Source organism: Curtobacterium sp. 'Ferrero' (genome assembly GCF_002412165.1).
Taxonomy (GTDB): Bacteria; Actinomycetota; Actinomycetes; order Actinomycetales; family Microbacteriaceae; genus Curtobacterium.
Genome location: NZ_NXIA01000016.1, coordinates 38,846 through 57,887, shown reverse-complemented (window position 1 = coordinate 57,887; position 19,042 = coordinate 38,846). Strand labels below are relative to the sequence as shown.

Annotated in this window: 17 protein-coding genes; 13 read left to right on the top strand and 4 right to left on the bottom strand. The window is 71.7% G+C overall.

Going from position 1 to position 19,042, the window contains the following annotated elements:
- The first annotated feature begins 162 nt into the window (after window positions 1-162).
- The 9 genes from Csp2054_RS13605 (at window position 163) to Csp2054_RS13565 (ending at window position 10,817) form a co-directional block, all read left to right on the top strand.
- Window positions 163-921, top strand: coding sequence for an HAD family hydrolase (locus tag Csp2054_RS13605; RefSeq protein WP_255252752.1), 759 nt, complete (start codon window positions 163-165; stop codon window positions 919-921).
- 71 nt (window positions 922-992) lie between these two features.
- A complete protein-coding gene (locus tag Csp2054_RS13600) occupies window positions 993-2,030 on the top strand; it encodes a tRNA (adenine-N1)-methyltransferase (RefSeq protein WP_096900016.1) in 1,038 nt (345 codons plus the stop codon).
- A 10-nt stretch (window positions 2,031-2,040) separates the two neighbouring features.
- Window positions 2,041-2,979: an FKBP-type peptidyl-prolyl cis-trans isomerase gene (locus Csp2054_RS13595; RefSeq protein ID WP_096899959.1), complete on the top strand. Its 939-nt coding sequence runs from the start codon at window positions 2,041-2,043 to the stop codon at window positions 2,977-2,979.
- Between the two features lie 69 nt (window positions 2,980-3,048).
- A complete protein-coding gene (locus tag Csp2054_RS13590) occupies window positions 3,049-4,071 on the top strand; it encodes a helix-turn-helix transcriptional regulator (protein WP_096899957.1) in 1,023 nt (340 codons plus the stop codon).
- Entirely contained in the window at window positions 4,064-5,032 is a 969-nt protein-coding gene (locus Csp2054_RS13585) for a helix-turn-helix transcriptional regulator (RefSeq protein WP_096899956.1), read from the top strand. Before Csp2054_RS13590 ends, Csp2054_RS13585 begins: the two co-directional genes overlap by 8 nt.
- A gap of 444 nt (window positions 5,033-5,476) precedes the next feature.
- Window positions 5,477-6,229 (top strand): twin-arginine translocase subunit TatC, encoded by a 753-nt coding sequence (gene tatC, locus Csp2054_RS13580; RefSeq protein ID WP_096899954.1) that lies wholly within the window; start codon window positions 5,477-5,479, stop codon window positions 6,227-6,229.
- Window positions 6,226-8,670, top strand: coding sequence for a DEAD/DEAH box helicase (locus Csp2054_RS13575; RefSeq protein ID WP_096899952.1), 2,445 nt, complete (start codon window positions 6,226-6,228; stop codon window positions 8,668-8,670). Before tatC ends, Csp2054_RS13575 begins: the two co-directional genes overlap by 4 nt.
- Before the next feature lie 164 nt (window positions 8,671-8,834).
- Complete coding sequence (lnt, locus tag Csp2054_RS13570; protein WP_255252751.1) at window positions 8,835-10,343, top strand: apolipoprotein N-acyltransferase; 1,509 nt, start codon at window positions 8,835-8,837, stop codon at window positions 10,341-10,343.
- A 123-nt stretch (window positions 10,344-10,466) separates the two neighbouring features.
- The gene (locus Csp2054_RS13565) at window positions 10,467-10,817 is read left to right on the top strand and encodes an RNA polymerase-binding protein RbpA (protein WP_096899951.1); all 351 of its coding nucleotides are present in this window, start codon (window positions 10,467-10,469) and stop codon (window positions 10,815-10,817) included.
- Between the two features lie 132 nt (window positions 10,818-10,949).
- Here the strand turns inward: Csp2054_RS13565 and Csp2054_RS13560 are convergent, their stop codons facing one another.
- Both Csp2054_RS13560 and Csp2054_RS13555 read right to left on the bottom strand, forming a co-directional pair.
- Entirely contained in the window at window positions 10,950-12,101 is a 1,152-nt protein-coding gene (locus Csp2054_RS13560; RefSeq protein ID WP_096899948.1) for an SPFH domain-containing protein, read from the bottom strand.
- Complete coding sequence (locus Csp2054_RS13555; protein ID WP_255252750.1) at window positions 12,098-12,571, bottom strand: NfeD family protein; 474 nt, start codon at window positions 12,569-12,571, stop codon at window positions 12,098-12,100. Before Csp2054_RS13555 ends, Csp2054_RS13560 begins: the two co-directional genes overlap by 4 nt.
- A 152-nt stretch (window positions 12,572-12,723) precedes the next feature.
- On the opposite strand from Csp2054_RS13555, the gene Csp2054_RS13550 reads away from it, so the two are divergent.
- The 4 genes from Csp2054_RS13550 (at window position 12,724) to Csp2054_RS18195 (ending at window position 16,625) form a co-directional block, all read left to right on the top strand.
- Complete coding sequence (locus tag Csp2054_RS13550; RefSeq protein ID WP_096899945.1) at window positions 12,724-13,509, top strand: SDR family oxidoreductase; 786 nt, start codon at window positions 12,724-12,726, stop codon at window positions 13,507-13,509.
- 9 nt (window positions 13,510-13,518) lie between these two features.
- Entirely contained in the window at window positions 13,519-13,971 is a 453-nt protein-coding gene (locus Csp2054_RS13545) for an NUDIX hydrolase (RefSeq protein WP_096899944.1), read from the top strand.
- Window positions 13,972-14,015: 44 nt separating this feature from the next.
- Window positions 14,016-16,385, top strand: coding sequence for an excinuclease ABC subunit UvrA (locus tag Csp2054_RS13540; protein WP_096900012.1), 2,370 nt, complete (start codon window positions 14,016-14,018; stop codon window positions 16,383-16,385).
- A 75-nt stretch (window positions 16,386-16,460) separates the two neighbouring features.
- On the top strand, window positions 16,461-16,625 hold the full coding sequence (locus Csp2054_RS18195; RefSeq protein WP_176491707.1) for a hypothetical protein: 165 nt from the start codon (window positions 16,461-16,463) through the stop codon (window positions 16,623-16,625).
- A gap of 110 nt (window positions 16,626-16,735) precedes the next feature.
- Here the strand turns inward: Csp2054_RS18195 and Csp2054_RS13535 are convergent, their stop codons facing one another.
- A complete protein-coding gene (locus Csp2054_RS13535; protein WP_141399268.1) occupies window positions 16,736-17,728 on the bottom strand; it encodes a lipid II:glycine glycyltransferase FemX in 993 nt (330 codons plus the stop codon).
- 261 nt (window positions 17,729-17,989) lie between these two features.
- A complete protein-coding gene (locus tag Csp2054_RS13530; RefSeq protein ID WP_096899940.1) occupies window positions 17,990-19,021 on the bottom strand; it encodes an alcohol dehydrogenase catalytic domain-containing protein in 1,032 nt (343 codons plus the stop codon).
- Window positions 19,022-19,042 lie beyond the last annotated feature (21 nt).

The following is a 19,042-nucleotide window of genomic DNA, read 5'->3' as shown; positions in this document are numbered from 1 at the left end:
GGACCTCCTGGAAGGGGCGCGGTCCGGGAGCGGGCCGCGCGCGTGGGACGTTGACCAGGCATCCACTGTAGGCCCGCAGGCACCTCGACCGGGCGGCAGTCCGCCGCCAGCGGAACCCCCGAGCGGCCGGGCGGAACCCGCGGACGGCTAGACTCGTCGCCCGTGACCGCCCAGCACCCCGACCGAGTCCTGCCCGCAGCCGTGCTGTGGGACATGGACGGCACGCTCATCGACACCGAGCCGATCTGGCAGCAGTCCCAGGTCGAGCTGACCGACCGCTTCGGTGCGACCTGGACGCACGAGGACGGTCTGTCGCTCGTCGGCTCCGGGCTCGAGCGGTCCGGCGAGATCCTCCGCGACCGCGGGGTGGACATGGAGGTCGAGGAGATCGTCCTCTGGATGACGGAGTACGTCTCCGACCGCCTGCGGCACGACGAGCTGCCCTGGCGTCCGGGCGCCCGCGAACTGGTCGAGGAACTGCACGACCGCGGCGTCCCGACCGCGCTCGTGACGATGTCGCGCCGGTCGATGGCGCTCGTGACCGCTGCGGCGCTCGGCGACCGGGGGTTCGACGTCGTCGTCGCCGGTGACGACGTCGAGCGGCCGAAGCCGTTCCCCGACGCCTACCTCGCCGCCGCCGCCCAGCTCGGCGTCGAGCCGACCGCCTGCGTCGCCATCGAGGACTCCGCCACCGGCGTCGCGTCCGCCGTCGCGTCCGGAGCCGTGACCGTCGCGGTCGAGCACATCGTCCCGCTCGCCGACATCGCCGGCGGCGACGTGCACCTCACGACGCTCGGCGGCGTCGACGTCGACCGACTGGTCGAGTTGACGAGCCCAGCGCTCGCCGCGCGCGCGGACCATCCGGGAGGCACGGCGCACGTGCCCGCGGACGCTGCGGCGACCGAGGGCGGTGCCCGGTGAGCGACCTCGACCACGCCGGCGACGAGGCGGCGGCGATCCGCGCCTCCCGTCCGGACGACGCGACAGCGTCGCTGCCGCACACCGCAGGCGGCGCGCCGCACACGCCGCCGCGCGGACCGTTCCGGTCCGGCGACCGCGTGCAGCTCACCGGTCCGAAGGGCAAGCTCACGACGCTCTCGCTCGAGACCGGTGGCGAGTACCACACGCACCGCGGCGTGCTCCGGCACGACGACGTGATCGGGCAGCCGGACGGGTCGGTGATCCGTGCCTCGACGGGCGACGAGTACCTCGCGCTCCGGCCCCTCCTCAACGACTACGTGATGTCGATGCCGCGCGGCGCCGCGATCGTGTACCCGAAGGACGCGGCGCAGATCGTGGCGTTCGCCGACGTGTTCCCGGGCGCACGCGTGGTCGAGGCCGGCGTCGGCTCCGGAGCGCTGTCGCTGTTCCTGCTCCGCGCGATCGGCCCGACCGGTCGCCTGCAGTCGTTCGAGCGTCGCGAGGAGTTCGCGGCGATCGCGCGCGGCAACGTCGGCACGTTCCTCGGCGCGGTGCCGGACAACTGGTCGGTGACCGTCGGCGACCTCGTCGAGGCGCTGCCGGAGGCCACCGAGCCGCAGAGCGTCGACCGTGTCGTGCTCGACATGCTCGCGCCGTGGGAGTGCGTCGACGCCGCGGCCGACGCGCTCGTCCCGGGCGGACTCATCGTCTGCTACGTGGCGACGGTCACGCAGCTCTCGCGCACCGCCGAGGCCCTCCGCGACACCGGCCGCTTCACCGACCCGATGCCGAGCGAGACGCTCGTGCGGACCTGGCACGTCGAGGGGCTCGCCGTCCGTCCGGACCACCGGATGGTCGGGCACACCGGCTTCCTGGTGACCGCGCGGCGACTCGCGGACGGCGTCGTGCTGCCGAACCTCAAGCGTCGGGCCGGCAAGGCGGAGTTCTCGGACGAGGACGTCGAGGCCTGGACCCCCGGCGCGGTCGGGGAGCGCAACACCAGCGACAAGAAGCTGCGGAAGGTCGCGCGCCAGGCGGCTGCGCAGGCTCGCAGGGTGGCGGCGGCCGAGGCGTCGTCCGCGTCCAGGGAGCACGGAGACGACCGGTAGAGTACCGACCGTGCCCGTCCTGCATCGAACCATCCCCGCACTCCTGGTCACCATCGGACTCGCGGCGTCGCTGACGGCCTGCGCGGCCAGTGGTGCCGGTTCCGCCCCCTCGAGCTGCCCCCAGCCGGGTGCCGCGTCGCGGGCCGTCACGGCCTCGGGCGCGTTCGGGAAGGAGCCGGAGGTGAACGTGCCCGACGGGCTCACCACCTCGGGCACGCAGGTGTCGGTGCTGCGCCAGGGCAGCGGCCGCGAGATCGGCGACGGCACGCCCGCCCTCATCGAGTACACGCTCGTCGACGGCTCGACCGGCAAGGTCGCGCAGACGAGCGGCTACTCCGGCCAGACCGCCCCGATCACCGCGGGCGCGTCGAACTACGGGGCGCTCGGCAAGGCGCTCGAGTGCGCGCACGTCGGCGACCGGCTCGCCGTCGCACTGCCGAAGAGCGCGCTGAGCTCGTCGGGCACGGACACCGGCTCATCGAGCAGCTCCTCCGGCAAGGCCGAGGACGCCGTGGTGGCCGTCATCGACGTCGAGCGTGCCTTCGACTCCCGCGCGACCGGCACCCCGCAGCTCGCCGGCGACGGCATGCCCGCGGTCGTGCTGGCGCCGTCGGGTGCGCCCGGCATCACCATCCCGTCGTGGAGCGCACCGAAGTCCGACGAGCTGCACCTGCTCCGGAAGGGCGACGGGACGAAGCTCACCGCGAAGGACACCGCGGTCATCAAGTACACGGCCGTCACGTGGGCCGCCGACCCGAGCGTGACCGGGTCCAGCTGGACGGACGGGTCGGGCGCGCAGACCGTGCCGCTCGCCAAGGGGCAGATCATCGACGGCGTCCGGAACGCGATCCTCGGCCACCGCGTCGGGGACCAAGTCCTCGCCGTCGTGCACAACCAGGGGTCCACCGACGTCTACGTCGTGGACATCCTCGGGGTGATGCCGCGCTGATCCGTCGCCGTCCACCGACCGCCGCGCGGGTGCACTCCGGTGCATCCGCGCTGCCGTAGGATCGGCTCCGTGCCAGCGACCCGTGCCCCCCGCGTACCCGCCGAGGAACGGCTCTTCAGCCTCGTGCTGGCACTGCTGTCGACCGAGTCCGGCCTGACGAAGTCCGAGATCCTCGCCAACGTGCAGGGCTACCGCCAGCGCTACGTCCAGGGCGGCGACAACGCCTCGCTCGAGCGGCAGTTCGAGCGCGACAAGGACGACGTCCGCGAACTCGGCATCCCGCTCGAGACGATCGAGACGCCCGGGGCGTCCGGCAACAACCAGACCCTGCGCTACCGGATCCCGAAGGGCGAGTACGACCTGCCGCTCGACGTCCGGTTCACGCCGGACGAGTCGGCACTGCTCTCGCTCGCCGCGATGGCCTGGCGTGAGGGCGCCCTGTCCGCCGACTCCCGTCGCGCACTGCTCAAGGTCCGTTCCGCGGGCGCCGAGGACGACGACGGTGCGACGGTGCTCGGAGTCGACGCCTACGCACCCCGGCTGCGCGCCCGTGACGCCGCGTTCGAGCCGCTGCGCTCCGCCCTCGACCGCGCCGCAGCCGTCCGGTTCGACTACATCACCCCGGGCCAGCACGAGCCACGCCGTCGCGAGCTCGCCCCGCTCGCGCTCGTGCAGCACGGCGGGCGGTGGATGCTCGCCGCCCACGAGTTCTCCACCGGCTCCGAGAAGAACTACCTGCTGTCGCGGATCGTCGGCCCGGTCAGCCAGTACGCGGTCGGGCAGCACCCGGCACCGGCGGGTGCTGGGGAGCGGGCCCTGGCCGAGCTCGACCGCATCTGGGCGAGCCGGACCGCTCGCATCCGGGTCGTGCCCGGGTCGGACGCCGAGCGGCGGCTCTCGCGCCGTCGGGACACCGCGACCGAGGCCGACGGCACGCTCGTGCTGCACCACGTCGACCCCCAGATCCTCGCCGAGGAGCTCGCGGCGTTCGGACCCGAGGTGCGGGTGCTCGAACCCGACGACCTCCGCGACCGCGTCACCGCACGACTCCGGGCACTCGTCGCCGACCACGAAGGAGCCGCCCGTGGTTGAGCAGCCGTTGCAGGCGCAGGACAAGCTCGCGTTCCTGCTCGCCCTGGTGCCGTACCTCATCGACCGGGAGCGCGTCTCCGTCGCCGAGGCCGCGCGCCACTTCGGCGTGCCCGAGGCCCGGATCCGGCGTGCCGTCGAGCTCATCGCGGTGTCAGGGGTGCCCGGTGAGACGATGCAGTACCAGCACGGCGACCTGTTCGACATCGCGTGGGACGACTTCGACCAGAACGACATGATCGTGCTGACGAACCTGGTCGCGATCGACGACTCGCCCCGGTTGTCCGCCCGAGAGGCCTCCGCCCTGATCGCCGGGCTGCAGTACCTGTCCGCGCTGCCCGAGGCCGCCGACCGGGACGCCATCCGGGCGCTCATGGCGAAGCTGTCGCGCGGTGCCGGGGGAGCGGCGTCGAACGTCGCCGTCGGGCAGGACCTGCACGACGCCGCGCTCGCGACGATCCGGCAGGCGATGGCCGACGGCCGAGGGCTCTCGTTCGAGTACGCCGGCCCGCGCACGCAGGGCGGCACCCGCCACGTCGACCCGCTGCGCGTGGAGTCCATCGACACGGACTGGTACCTCCGCGCCTGGGACCTCGACCGGCAGGCGCTCCGGACGTTCCGGCTCGACCGGATGTCGGGCGTCCTGGTCGAGGACCGTGCGGCGACGAAGACCGCGGCGGACGTGGTGATCCCGGACACGCTGTTCCAGCAGGCGGGGGAGGACGTCATCGTCACGGTGGAGCTCGACTCGTCGTCGTTGCCCCTCGTGGCGGACTTCCTCGCCGACACCGCGGACGCGCCGGACGCGGACGGCCGGGTGCGGATCCGGCTCGCGGCGTCGAACGGCTTCGACGGCGTGGTGCGGCTGGTGGCGGGGTTGCCCGGGCGCGCGGTGGTGCTCGACCCGCCGGCGGCACGGCAGGCGATCCGCGATTTCGCGGCCGCCGCACTCGGCGAGGGCTGACGCCGCCCCCGCGTCGCCCGTAGGCTTGCGCGCCGTGTGCCTGCGTGCCGTGTGCTTGCGCGCCGTGTGCCGTTCCGCTCGTACGTTGCCGAATCGCTCGTGGGTGACCGATTCGCTCGTGGGTGACCGAATCGCTCGTAGGTGGTCGTTCTTTCCGACCTCCTACGAGCGATTCGGCAACCTACTCCGGGTGTGATGGGCTCGAACGCCGCCCGACCCGACCCGACCCACGCGCCCGCCGCCCCCCGCCGCCGCCCGCCCGCGCCGCGCCGGACGGGAGGCACGTGACGGATCCGCACCGCGCCTCCCGTCCGTCCGCTCCACCGACCCCACCGGACGCACCTGGCTGTCGGACCCGTCCCGTAAGATCGGCGCATGGCTTCGACGACCGCAAGCGGGCGAGCGAAGCGGCCCGGGCGACCGAAGAAGGACGCCGAAGGCCGCATGTCGCTCGGGCAGCACCTGATCGAGCTGCGCAACCGCCTGTTCCGCGCGGTGATCGCAGTCGTCGTCTGCGCGGTCGGCGGGTGGTTCCTGACCCCGTTCGTCCTCGACGCCCTCCGTCAGCCCGTCCAGCAGTTGGCCGAGGTCGGCGGGCACACGGCGGAACTGAACTTCCCGATGATCACCGGGGCCTTCGACCTCCGGCTGCAGATCGCGATCACGATCGGCATCGTCATCTCGAGCCCGGTGTGGCTGTACCAGATCTGGGCGTTCATCGTGCCGGCGCTCGTGCGGCGCGAGAAGCAGTACGTGTTCGGCTTCCTCGGCACCGCGATCCCGCTGTTCTTCGCCGGGTGCTGGTTCGGGTGGTACATCCTCCCGCACGTCGTGCAGATCCTCGGCAGCTTCGTGTCGAGCCAGGACACCTCGATCGTCGACGCGAAGGCCTACTACAACTTCGTCATCAAGCTCATCGTGGCGGTCGGCATCGCGTTCGTGCTGCCGGTGTTCCTGGTGCTGCTCAACTTCGTCGGGGTGCTGTCGGCATCGGCGATCATCAAGTCGTGGCGGGTCGCGATCCTCTGCATCCTCGTGTTCTGCGCGATGGTGACCCCGTCGGCCGACGTCATCTCGATGTTCCTGCTCGCGGTGCCGATGGTGGTGCTGTACATCGCCGCGTGCGCAGTCGCGTGGGTGCATGATCGACGCATGGCGAAGCGGCAGGCGAAGCTGGACGAAGAGTACGGACTGTGACGAACTCGGACCTCAGCCCCGCCGAGCGCTACGCGGCGGCCAGGGTCCGGAGCCGCTCCCGCAACCTGGAGCTGTTCCGGTCCGACCTGCGCTTCGACCTCGACCCGTTCCAGCTCGCTGCGTGCGGTGCCATCGACCAGGGACGCAGCGTGCTCGTCGCGGCGCCCACGGGTGCCGGCAAGACGATCGTCGCCGAGTTCGCCATCTGGCTCGCGATGCGGCAGCCCACGGCCAAGGTGTTCTACACGACGCCGATGAAGGCGTTGAGCAACCAGAAGTACGCCGAGCTCGTCCAGGTGTACGGGGAGACCGAGGTCGGGCTGCTCACGGGTGACACGAACGCCAACCCGCGCGCCCGCGTCGTCGTGATGACGACCGAGGTCCTCCGCAACATGATCTACGCCGACTCGGACCTGCTCGACGACCTCGCCTGGGTGGTGCTCGACGAGGTGCACTACCTCGCCGACCGGTTCCGCGGCGCGGTGTGGGAGGAGGTCATCCTCCACCTGCCGACCGAGGTCCGGCTCGTCTCGTTGAGCGCGACGGTGAGCAACGCGGAGGAGTTCGGCGACTGGCTGCAGACCGTCCGGGGCGACACCGACGTCATCGTGTCCGAGGACCGCCCGGTCCCGCTGGAGCAGCACGTCCTCGTCGGCTCGAAGATGGTCGACCTGTTCGACTCGAGCGGCGCAGCCGCGACGAACCGGGTCAACCCGGAGCTCCTGCGGCTCGTCGGTGGCGCATCCCGCAGCGAACGGCACGGGGGCGGACACCGTGGTGGCCGGGGTCGCGGCGGGTACCACGACCGCCGCGGTCCGCGCACCGAGAAGCTGTACCGCGAACAGATCGCCCACATGCTGGACGACCGGATGCTGCTGCCGGCGATCTTCTTCGTGTTCAGCCGAGCCGGGTGCGACCAGGGTGTCCGGAACGTGCTGCGCTCGGGGCTGTCGCTGACGACCTCGCAGGAGCGGCGGGAGATCCGCGAGACGGCGGAGTACCACTGCCGCACCCTCCTCGACGAGGACCTCGCCGTGCTCGGCTACTGGGAATGGCTGGAAGGACTCGAGCGCGGGGTGGCGGCACATCACGCCGGACTGCTGCCGGCGTTCAAGGAGGTGGTCGAGGACCTCTTCCAGCGCAAGCTGCTCAAGGTGGTCTTCGCCACCGAGACCCTGGCCCTCGGGGTCAACATGCCGGCACGCACGGTGGTGTTGGAGAAGCTCGAGAAGTTCAACGGCGAGGCCCGCGTCCCGATCACGCCGGGGGAGTACACCCAGCTGACCGGCCGTGCCGGGCGCCGCGGGATCGACGTCGAGGGCCACTCGGTCATCCAGTGGAGCGACGGGCTCGACCCGCAGGCGGTCGCGTCGCTCGCGAGTCGGCGGACCTACCCGCTCAACTCGTCGTTCAAGCCGACCTACAACATGGCCGTCAACCTGATCGACCAGTTCGGCCGCGCCCGGACACGTGAGGTCCTCGAGACCTCGTTCGCGCAGTTCCAGGCGGACCGGTCCGTGGTCGACCTCGCCCGCAAGGTGCGGTCGCAGCAGGAGTCGCTCGAGGGCTACCAGCAGGCGATGACCTGTCACCTCGGCGACTTCACCGAGTACGCGGCACTCCGACGCGAGCTCTCCGACCTCGAGCGCACGAACGTCCCCGGCGGACGCGAGGCCTCCCACGGTGCCCGTGCGGAACGGCAGGCGGCGATCACCGACGTCCGGCGCCGCCTCCAGCGCCACCCCTGCCACGCCTGCCCGGACCGCGAGGCCCATGCCCGCTGGGCGGAGCGCTGGTACAAGCTCAAGCGCGCCAACGACAAGCTCGTGCACCAGATCCGGTCCCGGACCGGCGCGGTGGCGACGACCTTCGACCGGGTCACCGACGTGCTGCTCCAGCTCGGCTACCTCGTCGCGACCGGCGACGGCGAGGCCACGGTCGCCGCCGGTGGGCGTCGCCTGCAGCGCATCTACGGCGACCGGGACCTGCTGGTCGCCGAGTGTCTCGAGGCCGATGTCTGGACGGAACTCACCCCGGCGCAGCTCGCCGCGATGGCGGCCACGATCGTCTACCAACCCCGCCGCGAGGACGCGCCCGGCACGGAGCACGCGCTCCCGCGCGGCGCCTTCCGCCCCGCGCTCGATGAGACCCTCACCATCTGGTCGCGGCTGGACGACATCGAGCGGGACGCCCGGCTCGCGGGGTCGCAGCCGCCGACGCCCGCGATGGCCGTCGGCATGTTCCGCTGGGCCTCCGGCTCCGCGCTCGACGACGTCCTCCGGACGCTCGACATGCCCGCCGGCGACTTCGTCCGCTGGTCGAAGCAGGTCATCGACCTCCTCGACCAGATCCGGAACGCCGCTGACGACGATCTCGCCCAGACCGCGCGACGCGCGACGGATGCGGTGCGGCGCGGCATCGTCGCGTACGCGACGGTCTGACGGGAGGCACGGTGTCCGTCCGCGAGTCCGCTGCGCGTCCGCAGGTCCACGGCTCCCGCGCGCGTGGAGCGGGTCGGCGCGGTGCAGGACGGCGTGTTGCCGGACAGCGGGGTGCCGGCGCGCCCGGGACGGGGACCACTCTGCCCGCGGGCCCGTTCGGGCCGGTGCCGGTCGGCGTCGCGTTCCCCCTGGCGGTGATCGGCGGGCTGCTCCTCGCGCTCTCGTTCCCGTCACCGGGCTGGTGGTTCCTCGCCTACCCGGCGGTCGCGTGCCTCCTCGTCGCGGTGATGGGGCAACGTGCGCGCCGCGCGGCGTGGCTCGGCTACCTCGGCGGCGTCGCGTTCTGGGTACCGGCGATCTCGTGGGCAGGACGGTACCTCGGCCCGGTGCCGTGGTTCGCGCTGGCGCTCTTCGAGGCGGCCTACCTCGCGCTCGGCAGCGTCGCGATCGCGCTCGCCTACCGGTGGGTGGCCCGGGCCGTCCCGTCCACGGCCGGGCGGGTGTGGGGGCTGCCGGCCGTCGTCGCCGCGCTCTGGACGGGGCGGGAGTGGTTCTCCGGCAGCTGGCCGTACGGCGGCTTCGCGTGGGGCCGCATCGGGCTGTCGCAGTCGCAGGGGCCGTTCGCGCACCTCGCCGCGTACGTCGGGGTCCTCGGGCTGACGTTCGTGGTCGTCTACTGCGTCGCCGTCGTGGTGTCGTTGGTCGTGGTCGTCCCCTCCGGTCCCGGGCTGTCCGTGCGCGCCCCGTTCCGTGTCGCGACGGCCGGCCTGCTCGTGGCCGCGGTGCTCGCCGTCCCGGCGTGGCCGACCGCGGTGCGCGGGACCGTCCGCGTGGAGTCCGTGCAGGGCAACGGCCCGGCCGGGTACTTCGACGGTGCCGCACCCGGCGAGGTGTTGGCCGCGCAGGTGGCCGCGACCGACCTCGCCGCGAAGGGCGTCGACTTCGTGGTCTGGCCCGAGGCGTCGGCCGAGTACGACCCGCGGCAGCAACCAGTGGTGGCCTCGGCCCTCGACTCGGTCGTCGACACGATGCACGTGCCACTCGTCGCCGGAGCGATCACGCAGACGTCGTCGGGGGTGCTGCACAACACGTCCTTCGTGTGGACGACCGACGGGTGGCAGTCGTCGTACGACAAGAAGCGGCCCGTGCCGTTCGGCGAGTACGTCCCCGACCGGTGGTTCTTCTCGAAGCTCGCGCCGTCGTTGATCGGGTTGTTGCAGCGGGACTACACCCCGGGCACCAAGCCGAACGTCCTGCCGGTCGGCGGGATCCAGGCCGGCATCGCCATCTGCTTCGACATCGTCGACGACGGGCTGACGACCGACATGGCGCGCGGGGGAGCGCAGGTCATCCTCGCGCAGACGAACAACGCCGACTTCGACGGCACCGACGAGAACCTCCAGCAGCTCGAGATCGCCCGGATGCGGGCGATCGAGACGGGTCGGTCCCTCGTCAACATCTCGACGGTCGGTGCTTCGCAGGTGATCGACCCGTCCGGGCGGACGATCGATCGGGTGCCTGCGTACACGGCCACGTCGATGGTGACGGACGTCCCGCTCGGCACGTCGACGACGCCGGCGACCCGGTTCTCCGGCGACCTCTCCCTGGTGCTGTGCCTGGGCGGCCTGCTCGTGCTGCTCGCCTGCGCCCCGTGGCGCCGCCGACGCTCCTGAGCGCACGGTCGGACCGGGCCACGCAGTCGGCCACTGGGAACGCACTGTGAATGCACCGGGTGGGGGAACGGGTGCGGGTGGGACAGTGTTGGGGAGGGCAGGACGAGCGGAAGGAGCACAGACATGGCTGATCGGAGTCTCCGCGGGATGCGGCTCGGGAGTCAGAGTCTCCAGAGCGAGGAGGGCGTCGAGCTCTCGGACCGCAAGCGTGCGGTCTACCAAAGCGGCTCGGGTGAGACGTTCGACGTGATCTTCGCGGCAGATGCCGAGGTCCCGTCGACGTGGTCCGATCCCCGCTCCGGCCGGGAGGGCCGTCTGCTCGGCGACGACGGCGTGCCCGTCGAGGTGGCCGAGGAGGACGTGAAGGCGCCCAGGACCCACTGGGACATGCTGCTCGAACGTCGCTCGCGTGAGGAACTCGAGGAGCTGCTCCAGGAGCGGTTGCAGTACCTGCGCGCTCGACGCGGCGCCTGAGCCGGCCCGCACGACGACGACGCCCGCCCCCAATCGGATCGGGGGCGGGCGTCTGTTCGTGTGGGCGTCTGTCCGTGTCGGCAGCTCGTCGTGAACCGGTCGCCTCGGTGTCGCCCCTACTTCGTGTCGCCCCTACTTCGTGTCGCCGAGCTGGCTCGACGTCTCCTCGTCGGCAGCGGCGAGACGGGCGTCGACGCTCTTGTCGGACTCCGCGAGCCGCTCGTCGAGGCCGGAGTCCGGCACGATGTCCGCTGCCGTGGCGTCGGGACGAGCCGCCGCCGCGGTGGCTGCGTCGGCCGCCGCCGTGTTCGCCAGGCTCTCGTTCGCCAGCTTGGAGATCCGCGCCAGGAAGTCGCCATCCGCGTCGCCGCCGGCGGCCGGAGCGCCCCCGCCGCGCGGGGCGGTGAAGCCCTCGGCGATGCCGGACAGCGCCTTCGTGAACTCGCTCGGGATCATCCACAGCTTGTTGGCCGTGCCCTCCGCGAGCTTCGGCAAGGTCTGGAGGTACTGGTAGGACAGCAGCTTCTCGTCCGGGTCGCCGGTGTGGATGGCGTCGAAGACCGTGGCGATAGCCTGGGCCTCGCCCTCGGCCCGGAGGACCTGCGCCTTGGCATCACCCTCCGCCTGGAGGATCGCTGCCTGCCGCTGCCCCTCGGCTTCGAGGATCTGCGACTGCTTCGTGCCCTCGGCCTGCAGGATCGCGGCGCGTCGGTTCCGCTCGGCACGCAGCTGCTGCTCCATGGCGTCCTGGATCGACACGGGCGGCTCGATCGCCTTCAGCTCGACGCGGCCGACGCGGATGCCCCACTTGCCGGTCGCCTCGTCGAGGACGACGCGGAGCTGACCGTTGATGTTGTCGCGGCTGGTCAGGGCCTCTTCGAGGTTCAGACCGCCGACGACGTTGCGGAGGGTGGTCGTGGTGAGCTGCTCGACCGCTCCGAGGTAGTTGGCGATCTCGTACGTCGCCGCCCGGGCGTCGGTCACCTGGAAGTAGACGACCGTGTCGATCGACACGACGAGGTTGTCCTCGGTGATCACGGGCTGCGGCGGGAACGAGACCACCTGCTCGCGCATGTCGATGAGCGGGCGCAGGCGGTCGATGAAGGGGACCAGCAGGTTCAGCCCCGGGCTGAGCGTCTTGTGGTACTTGCCGAGCCGTTCCACGATGCCCGCGGTCGCCTGCGGCACGATCCGGATCGCTCGGGCGAGCACGACGATCACGAAGATGACGACGACGAGGATGAGCAGGAAGAGCAGGATCGTCCCCGTTGAGAGGGTGGTCATGAGACGGCTTTCTGGTCGATGCGGACGACGGCGGTCGAACCCTCGATGGACTCGACGACGACGGGGGTGCCCAGGGCGGGCAGACGTTCGGTGGACGTGCCCGCGAGGCGGGCGCTCCAGGTCTCGCCGTTGGCGAGCCGCACCTGACCGGGGCCGGAGGAGGTGAACGCCACCGCGACGGTGCCGGTCAACCCGACCAGGGCCTCCACCCCGGTGCGGTGGGGGTCGGCTCCACGGTTCAGGGCGTGGAGGACCCGGGGCCGGACCAGGAAGAGCAGCAGGAGGGCCACGGCCGCCGCGATGAGTGCGGATGCCCACCACGGTGCTCCGAGCAGGGCTGCCACCAGCCCGCCCGCGGCTCCCGCGGCGAGCATGATGAAGATGAAGTCGAGCGTGAAGATCTCGACCACGCCCAGGATCAACACCAGGCCGATCCAGACGATGGTCTGGACCCAGTCCGTTCCGTTCACGCGATCTCCCTCCCTCGGTCGCGCGCGGCTCTCTCGCTGCGTCGCGACGGCCGGTCCAACTCCGTTCAACATATCAACGACGACCGACGAACGGGTGGTGGACGGTAGGCTCGTTGCGGCATCGAGACATCCGACCCACCAGGAGCACGACTGTGAGCACCCCCCTCGCCCCCGGAACCCTCGCCGACAAGCGTGCCCTCGTGACGGGATCGTCCCGCGGCATCGGCGCCGACACGGTCGGGTACCTGGCCGAGGCCGGCGCGAAGGTCGTCGTCAACTACCGGAACAAGGCCAAGCGTGCCGAGCAGATCGCCCAGAAGATCGTCGACGCCGGAGGATCCGCGCTCGCGATCGGTGCCGACCTCACCGACCACGACTCCGTGCAGGCCATGGTGGACCGCGTCGTCGAGGAGTGGGGCGGGATCGACCTGCTCGTGCTCAACGCTTCCGGCGGCATGGAGTCCGGGCTCGGCGAGGACTACGCGCTCCGGCTCAACCGCGACGCGCAGGTCGACATGCTCCGCACGGCCGTGCCGCACATGCCGTCCGGGTCGCGGGTGGTCTTCGTCACCAGCCACCAGGCCCACTTCGTGGAGACCGCGGAGACGATGGACGAGTACGTCCCCGTCGCGAAGAGCAAGCGCGCCGGCGAACTCGCGCTCCGCGAGCTCGTGCCGCAGCTGGACGCCGCCGGGATCGAGTTCGTCGTCGTCTCCGGCGACATGATCGAGGGCACGATCACGGCCACGCTCCTCAACCGCCTGAACCCGGGTGCGATCGAGGGTCGTCGGCAGGAGGTCGGCAAGCTCTACAGCGTGTCGGAGTTCGCCGCCGAGATCGCCCTCGCCGCGGTCGAGCCGATCCCGGCAGACCACACCAAGCTCGTGGGCGATGTCAGCGGCTTCGGTGTCGCGCCCGACGGCTCGCCGGCCGCGTAGCGTACGGCCGTGACCGCTCGACCCGGCCTGCGCCGTTCCTCCCGCATCCTCCTGCTCGACCCGGAGGGCCGGGTGTTCCTGATGGACACGAAGGCCCCCTCATCGACCGGGGAGCACCGGTGGATCACGCCCGGCGGCGGCGTCGACCCGGGGGAGGACCACCACGCCGCGGCCGTCCGCGAGCTCCGTGAGGAGACGGGGATCGTGGTCGAGGACGCCGGGCCGAGTGTGTGGACGTGGGACTTCGAGGTCACGTGGGACCGAGCAGACCACGACCGTGGCCACGCCGAGTTCTACGTCGTGCGGACGCCGGGGTTCGCGCTCTCGGACGCCGGGTGGACGGACGACGAACGCGTCGACATCCTCGACTCCCGGTGGTGGACGGCGGACGAACTCGACCGGACGGACGAGCCGTTCGAACCTGCCGAGCTGCCGGACCTCGTGCGCCGCTTCGCCCCGTAGACCCTGCTTCCGCGGTGTCGGGGCAGACCGGTACGGTGATGTACATGGATACCGGTTCCGGGCGCGCCGCCGACCAGCACGACCGCATCCGCGTGCGCGGCGCGCGGGAGAACAACCTCCGTGACGTGGACGTCGACCTGCCGAAGCGTCGCCTGACCGTCTTCACGGGGGTGTCCGGCTCGGGCAAGAGCTCGCTCGTGTTCGGCACCGTCGCGGCCGAGTCGCAGCGGATGATCAACGAGACGTACAGCGCCTTCGTGCAGGGATTCATGCCGAGCACGGGCCGACCGGACGTCGACCTCCTCGACGGCCTGACCACCGCGATCGTGGTCGACCAGGAGCGCATCGGAGCCGATCCGCGCTCGACGGTCGGGACCGTCACCGACGCCAACGCTGTGCTCCGCGTGCTCTTCAGTCGGCTCGGCTCGCCGCACATCGGCGGGCCGAACGCCTTCTCGTTCAACCTGGCGACCGTGACCGCGGGTGGGGCCATCACCGTGCACAAGGGCAAGGACGCGTCCGCCCAGCGGGTCTCGTTCAACCGGCTCGGCGGCATGTGTGCGGAGTGCGAGGGCCGCGGCACGGTGACCGACATCGACCTGACGCAGCTGTTCGACGAGACGCGGTCCCTGGCGCAGGGCGCGATCACCATCCCGGGGTACGGCACCGACGGGTGGAACGTCCGGATGTTCGCGGAGTCCGGCTACGTCGACAAGGACACCCCGATCCGCGACTTCACGGAGCAGGAACGGCACGACTTCCTGTACCGCGAGCCGACGAAGCGCAAGATCGCCGGCATCAACATGACCTACGAAGGACTCGTGGTCCGGGTGCGTCGGTCGTTCCTGCAGAAGGACCGAGAGGCGATGCAGCCCCACATCCGGGCGTTCGTCGACCGCGCGATGACCTTCACGGCCTGTCCGTCGTGCGGCGGCACCAGGCTGAACGACGTCGCGCGCTCGTCCAAGATCGACGGCAAGAGCATCGCCGACGTCTGCGCGATGCAGATCAGCGACCTCTCCATGTGGCTGCGCCGGCTCGACCGCCCGTCCGTCGGGCCGCTCCTCGACGGCCTCCGGTCCCTGGTCGACTCGTTCGTCGAGATCGGGCTCGGGTACCTCTCGCTCGACCGGCCGACGGGGACGCTCTCGGGTGGCGAGGGGCAGCGGGTCAAGATGGTCAAGCACCTGGGCTCGTCGCTGAGCGACGTCACCTACGTGTTCGACGAGCCGAGCACCGGGCTGCACCCCCACGACATCGAGCGGTTGGACGGCCTGCTGCTCCGCCTCCGCGACAAGGGCAACACCGTGTTGGTGGTCGAGCACAAGCCCGAGGTGATCGCGATCGCCGACCACGTGGTCGACCTCGGTCCCGGCGCAGGGACGGCCGGCGGGACGATCTGCTTCGAGGGGTCGGTCGACGAACTCCGGGCGAGCGACACCGTCACCGGCCGGCACCTCGACGACCGGGTCGTCCCGAAACCGCAGGTCCGCCGGCCCACCGGTGCGCTCGAGATCCGCGGCGCGTCGCAGCACAACCTGCAGGACGTGGACGTGGACGTCCCGACCGGGGTCCTCACCGTCGTCACCGGTGTGGCCGGTTCCGGCAAGAGCACGCTCGTCCACGGGTCGCTGTCCGGTCGAGACGACGTCGTGGCGATCGACCAGAGCGCCATCCGGGGTTCGCGGCGCAGCAACCCGGCGACGTACACCGGCCTGCTCGAACCGGTCCGCAAGGCCTTCGCGAAGGCGAACGGCGTGAAGCCGGCCCTGTTCAGCCCGAACTCCGAGGGTGCGTGCCCGGCGTGCAACGGCGCCGGCGTCGTCTACACCGACCTCGGCATGATGGCCGGCGTCTCGGCGACCTGCGTCGAGTGCGACGGCAGACGCTTCGACCAGTCCGTCCTGCAGTACCGGCTCGGCGGCAAGGACATCAGCGAGGTCCTCGCGCTCTCCGTGACCCAAGCGGAGCGGTTCTTCGGCGCGGACGACTCGCGGGTCCCCGCTGCACACGCGGTGCTCCTCCGGCTCGCCGACGTCGGGCTCGGCTACCTCACCATCGGTCAGCCGCTGACGACCCTGTCGGGCGGCGAGCGGCAGCGGCTCAAGCTCGCGACACGGCTGGGCGAGCCCGGGGGAGTGATCGTGCTCGACGAACCGACGACCGGTCTGCACCTGGCGGACGTGGAGCAGCTGCTCGGGCTGCTCGACCGCATGGTGGACAGCGGGCGGACCGTCGTCGTGATCGAGCACCACCAGGCGGTGATGGCCCACGCCGACTGGATCATCGACCTCGGCCCCGGCGCCGGTCACGACGGGGGACGCGTGGTCTTCGAGGGGACCCCCGCGGAGCTGATCGCCGCACGAACGACGCTGACCGGTCAGCACCTCGCCGAGTACGTGGGCGGCGCTTGACCGGGAGGGCACCACTCACCCCCACGCGCAGGCGCGCTGAGGCACGCGCAGGTACCCGCGCGTAGCGTGCGATCCATGACGTACAGCCAGCCTGACCCTGCCGAAGAGACCACCGCCGCCGAGGCACCCGAGCAGCCCGACACCGACCGCGAGGACCTCGAGGAGTCGGGGCGCGAGGACGCCGCCCTCGAGATCGACGCCGACGACGTCCCGACGGGGGACGACACGCCGGGGGAGTGACGTCCAGCGGTCCTCGATCGGGGGACACACGCCGCCGTCGAACCCGGTCGCGCCGCCGTCGAACCCGGTCGCGCCGCCGTCGAACCCGGTCGCGCCGCCGACGCTCCCAGTCACACGGGCGTCCGGAGCCGGCCGCGAACCGCGAGGGCGGCGCTCCGGACCTGCGGCGGCAGGGGAGACACGACGAGGTTCCAGAACGGGCGTTCGGTGGCGCCGAGCGAGGTCTTGAAGCGACTGATCCCCTCGTCGACGTGGCCGACCAGGTCGACGGCGGTGTGCCCCTGCTCGAGCGAGGACCGCAGGAGCTCGTGGAAGAGCGCCGTGCTCGGGTTGCTCGTGCGGAAGGCGCGGAGCGTCCCGCCGGCCCATCCGGTGACCACCGGGTGCCGGGTGAGGGCGACGATCACGCCCGCGACCTCGTCGGCGACGGTGGCGCTGAATGAGCGGACGTCGTCCCGGCCCTGTGCCCACCGCTCGAGTCGAGCGCCGATGTCGGCCGGGTACGGGGACGGGACGCCACGGCTCGAGTACGACTCCTCGAGGACCATCGGCAGGTGGGTCGTCAGCTCCCCGGGCAGTGAAGGGCGGACCACGACGCCCTTCCGGCTGGCGGTGGTCACCGCCTGGCGTGCACCGCGCTTCATCCCGGCGAGCAGCAGTTCCGGTGTCGTGTCCGCGAGGTCGACGACGTAGGTCCGGTCCGGGGTCGCCTCGACCCCGGCGGCTGCGAGCGTGGACGCCGACACGTCCGTGATCCCGGGCCCGAGGTCGACGTGCGCGGCGAGCACGCCGTGCCGGACCTGCCAGCGACGGAAGGCACGGAGGGTCTCGCCGAGCACCGCGGCGGGGACGAGCGGACCGACGTACGGGAACGGCGGCATCGCCGGACGACGCGTGCGACCCGTCGTGGAGAGCAACGGGAAGACGCCGACGGGGTCATCGTCGTGCAGGACCACCAGCGGGTCGAACCGCCAGCCGAAGACGTCGGCCTGCACGGTCAGCCAGTCCCAGTCGTGGAAGCCGGTCGCGCCGGGGTGTCGTGCGACGAGGTCGTCCCACACAGCGGGGTCGTCCGTACTGGTGAACCGCACTGTTCCTGACACGCTGGTCTCCGTCCGTTCCCGCCGTGGTGCACCGCGAGCCTACGAGCGGGCGGGATCCGGCAGCCGGTCGGCGGAGGAACGTTGCGGGATGCCGTCGCGGTTCGACGCGGATCCGCCGACCCCTCACGACGCTGGTCACAAGCGCCGATAATGCATATTATGTCAACTCACGTTGGCTGGGAGCACCAGACAGAGGTCAGACTGCACTCGAGATCGCGCTGCCCCGGTCCCCGGAGCGACCACACACCGCTCCCCGCTCCGTCAGGACACCGCCACCGTCATCCCGGCCGACGTCGACGGCGAGTCCATCGCGACGAGCGCGCCGGGCAGGTCGTCGAACCCGATCGTCCGGCCGATCGACTCCGCGGGTCGCAGTCGCCCGGCGACGATGTCGTCGAGCATCGCCGCGTACTCACTGACCGCGATGCCGTGACTGCCGAGCAACTCCAGCTCGTCCGCGATGACCCGACCCATCGGGATCGCCGGCGTCGCCTCGTCGTCGAGCAGCAAGCCGACCTGGACGTGTCGACCCCGTGGCCGCAACGACGCCACGGCCGCGACCGACGTGGCGCGACTGCCGAAGGCGTCGACCGACACGTGCACCCCGCCGTCCGTGAGCGTCCGGATCGCGGACACCGCATCGTCGTCCATCGTCACGGGCACGGCACCGAGCGCCTCGGCGCGCGCGAGCGCAGCGGCCGACACGTCGACCGCCAGGACGCGCGCCCCGGCCGCCACCGCGACGATGACCGTCGACAGGCCGACTCCCCCGCAGCCGAAGACGGCGACCCACTCCCTCTCGGCGACTCGTCCTCGGGCGTGGACGGCGTGGTAGGCGGTCCCGAACCGGCACCCGAGGCCGGCGGCTTCGGCGAACCCGACCGCGTCCGGCAGCGCGACGAGGTTGACGTCGGCGTGCGGGACGACGAGCGCCTCGGCCCAGGACCCGGCGAGTGTGAAGCCCGGCTGCTCCTGTCGCGTGCACACCTGCGTCGCCCCGGCGCGGCACTCGGCGCACGTGCCGCACGCGAAGACGAACGGCGCGGTCACCCGGTCGCCGACCGCGAACCGGGTCACGTCGGCCCCGACCGACTCGACCACGCCGGCGAACTCGTGTCCGGGCACGTGCGGGAGCCGCACCGAGTCGTCGTGGCCCTTCCAGGCGTGCCAGTCGCTCCGGCACACCCCGGTCGCGGCGACCCGGACGACGACCCCGTCCGCCGGGGCGACGGGGTCGGGCACCTCGACGATCGACGGAACGGACCCGAACTCCCCGTACTGCACTGCGCGCATCCCGTCATCCTGACAGACGGA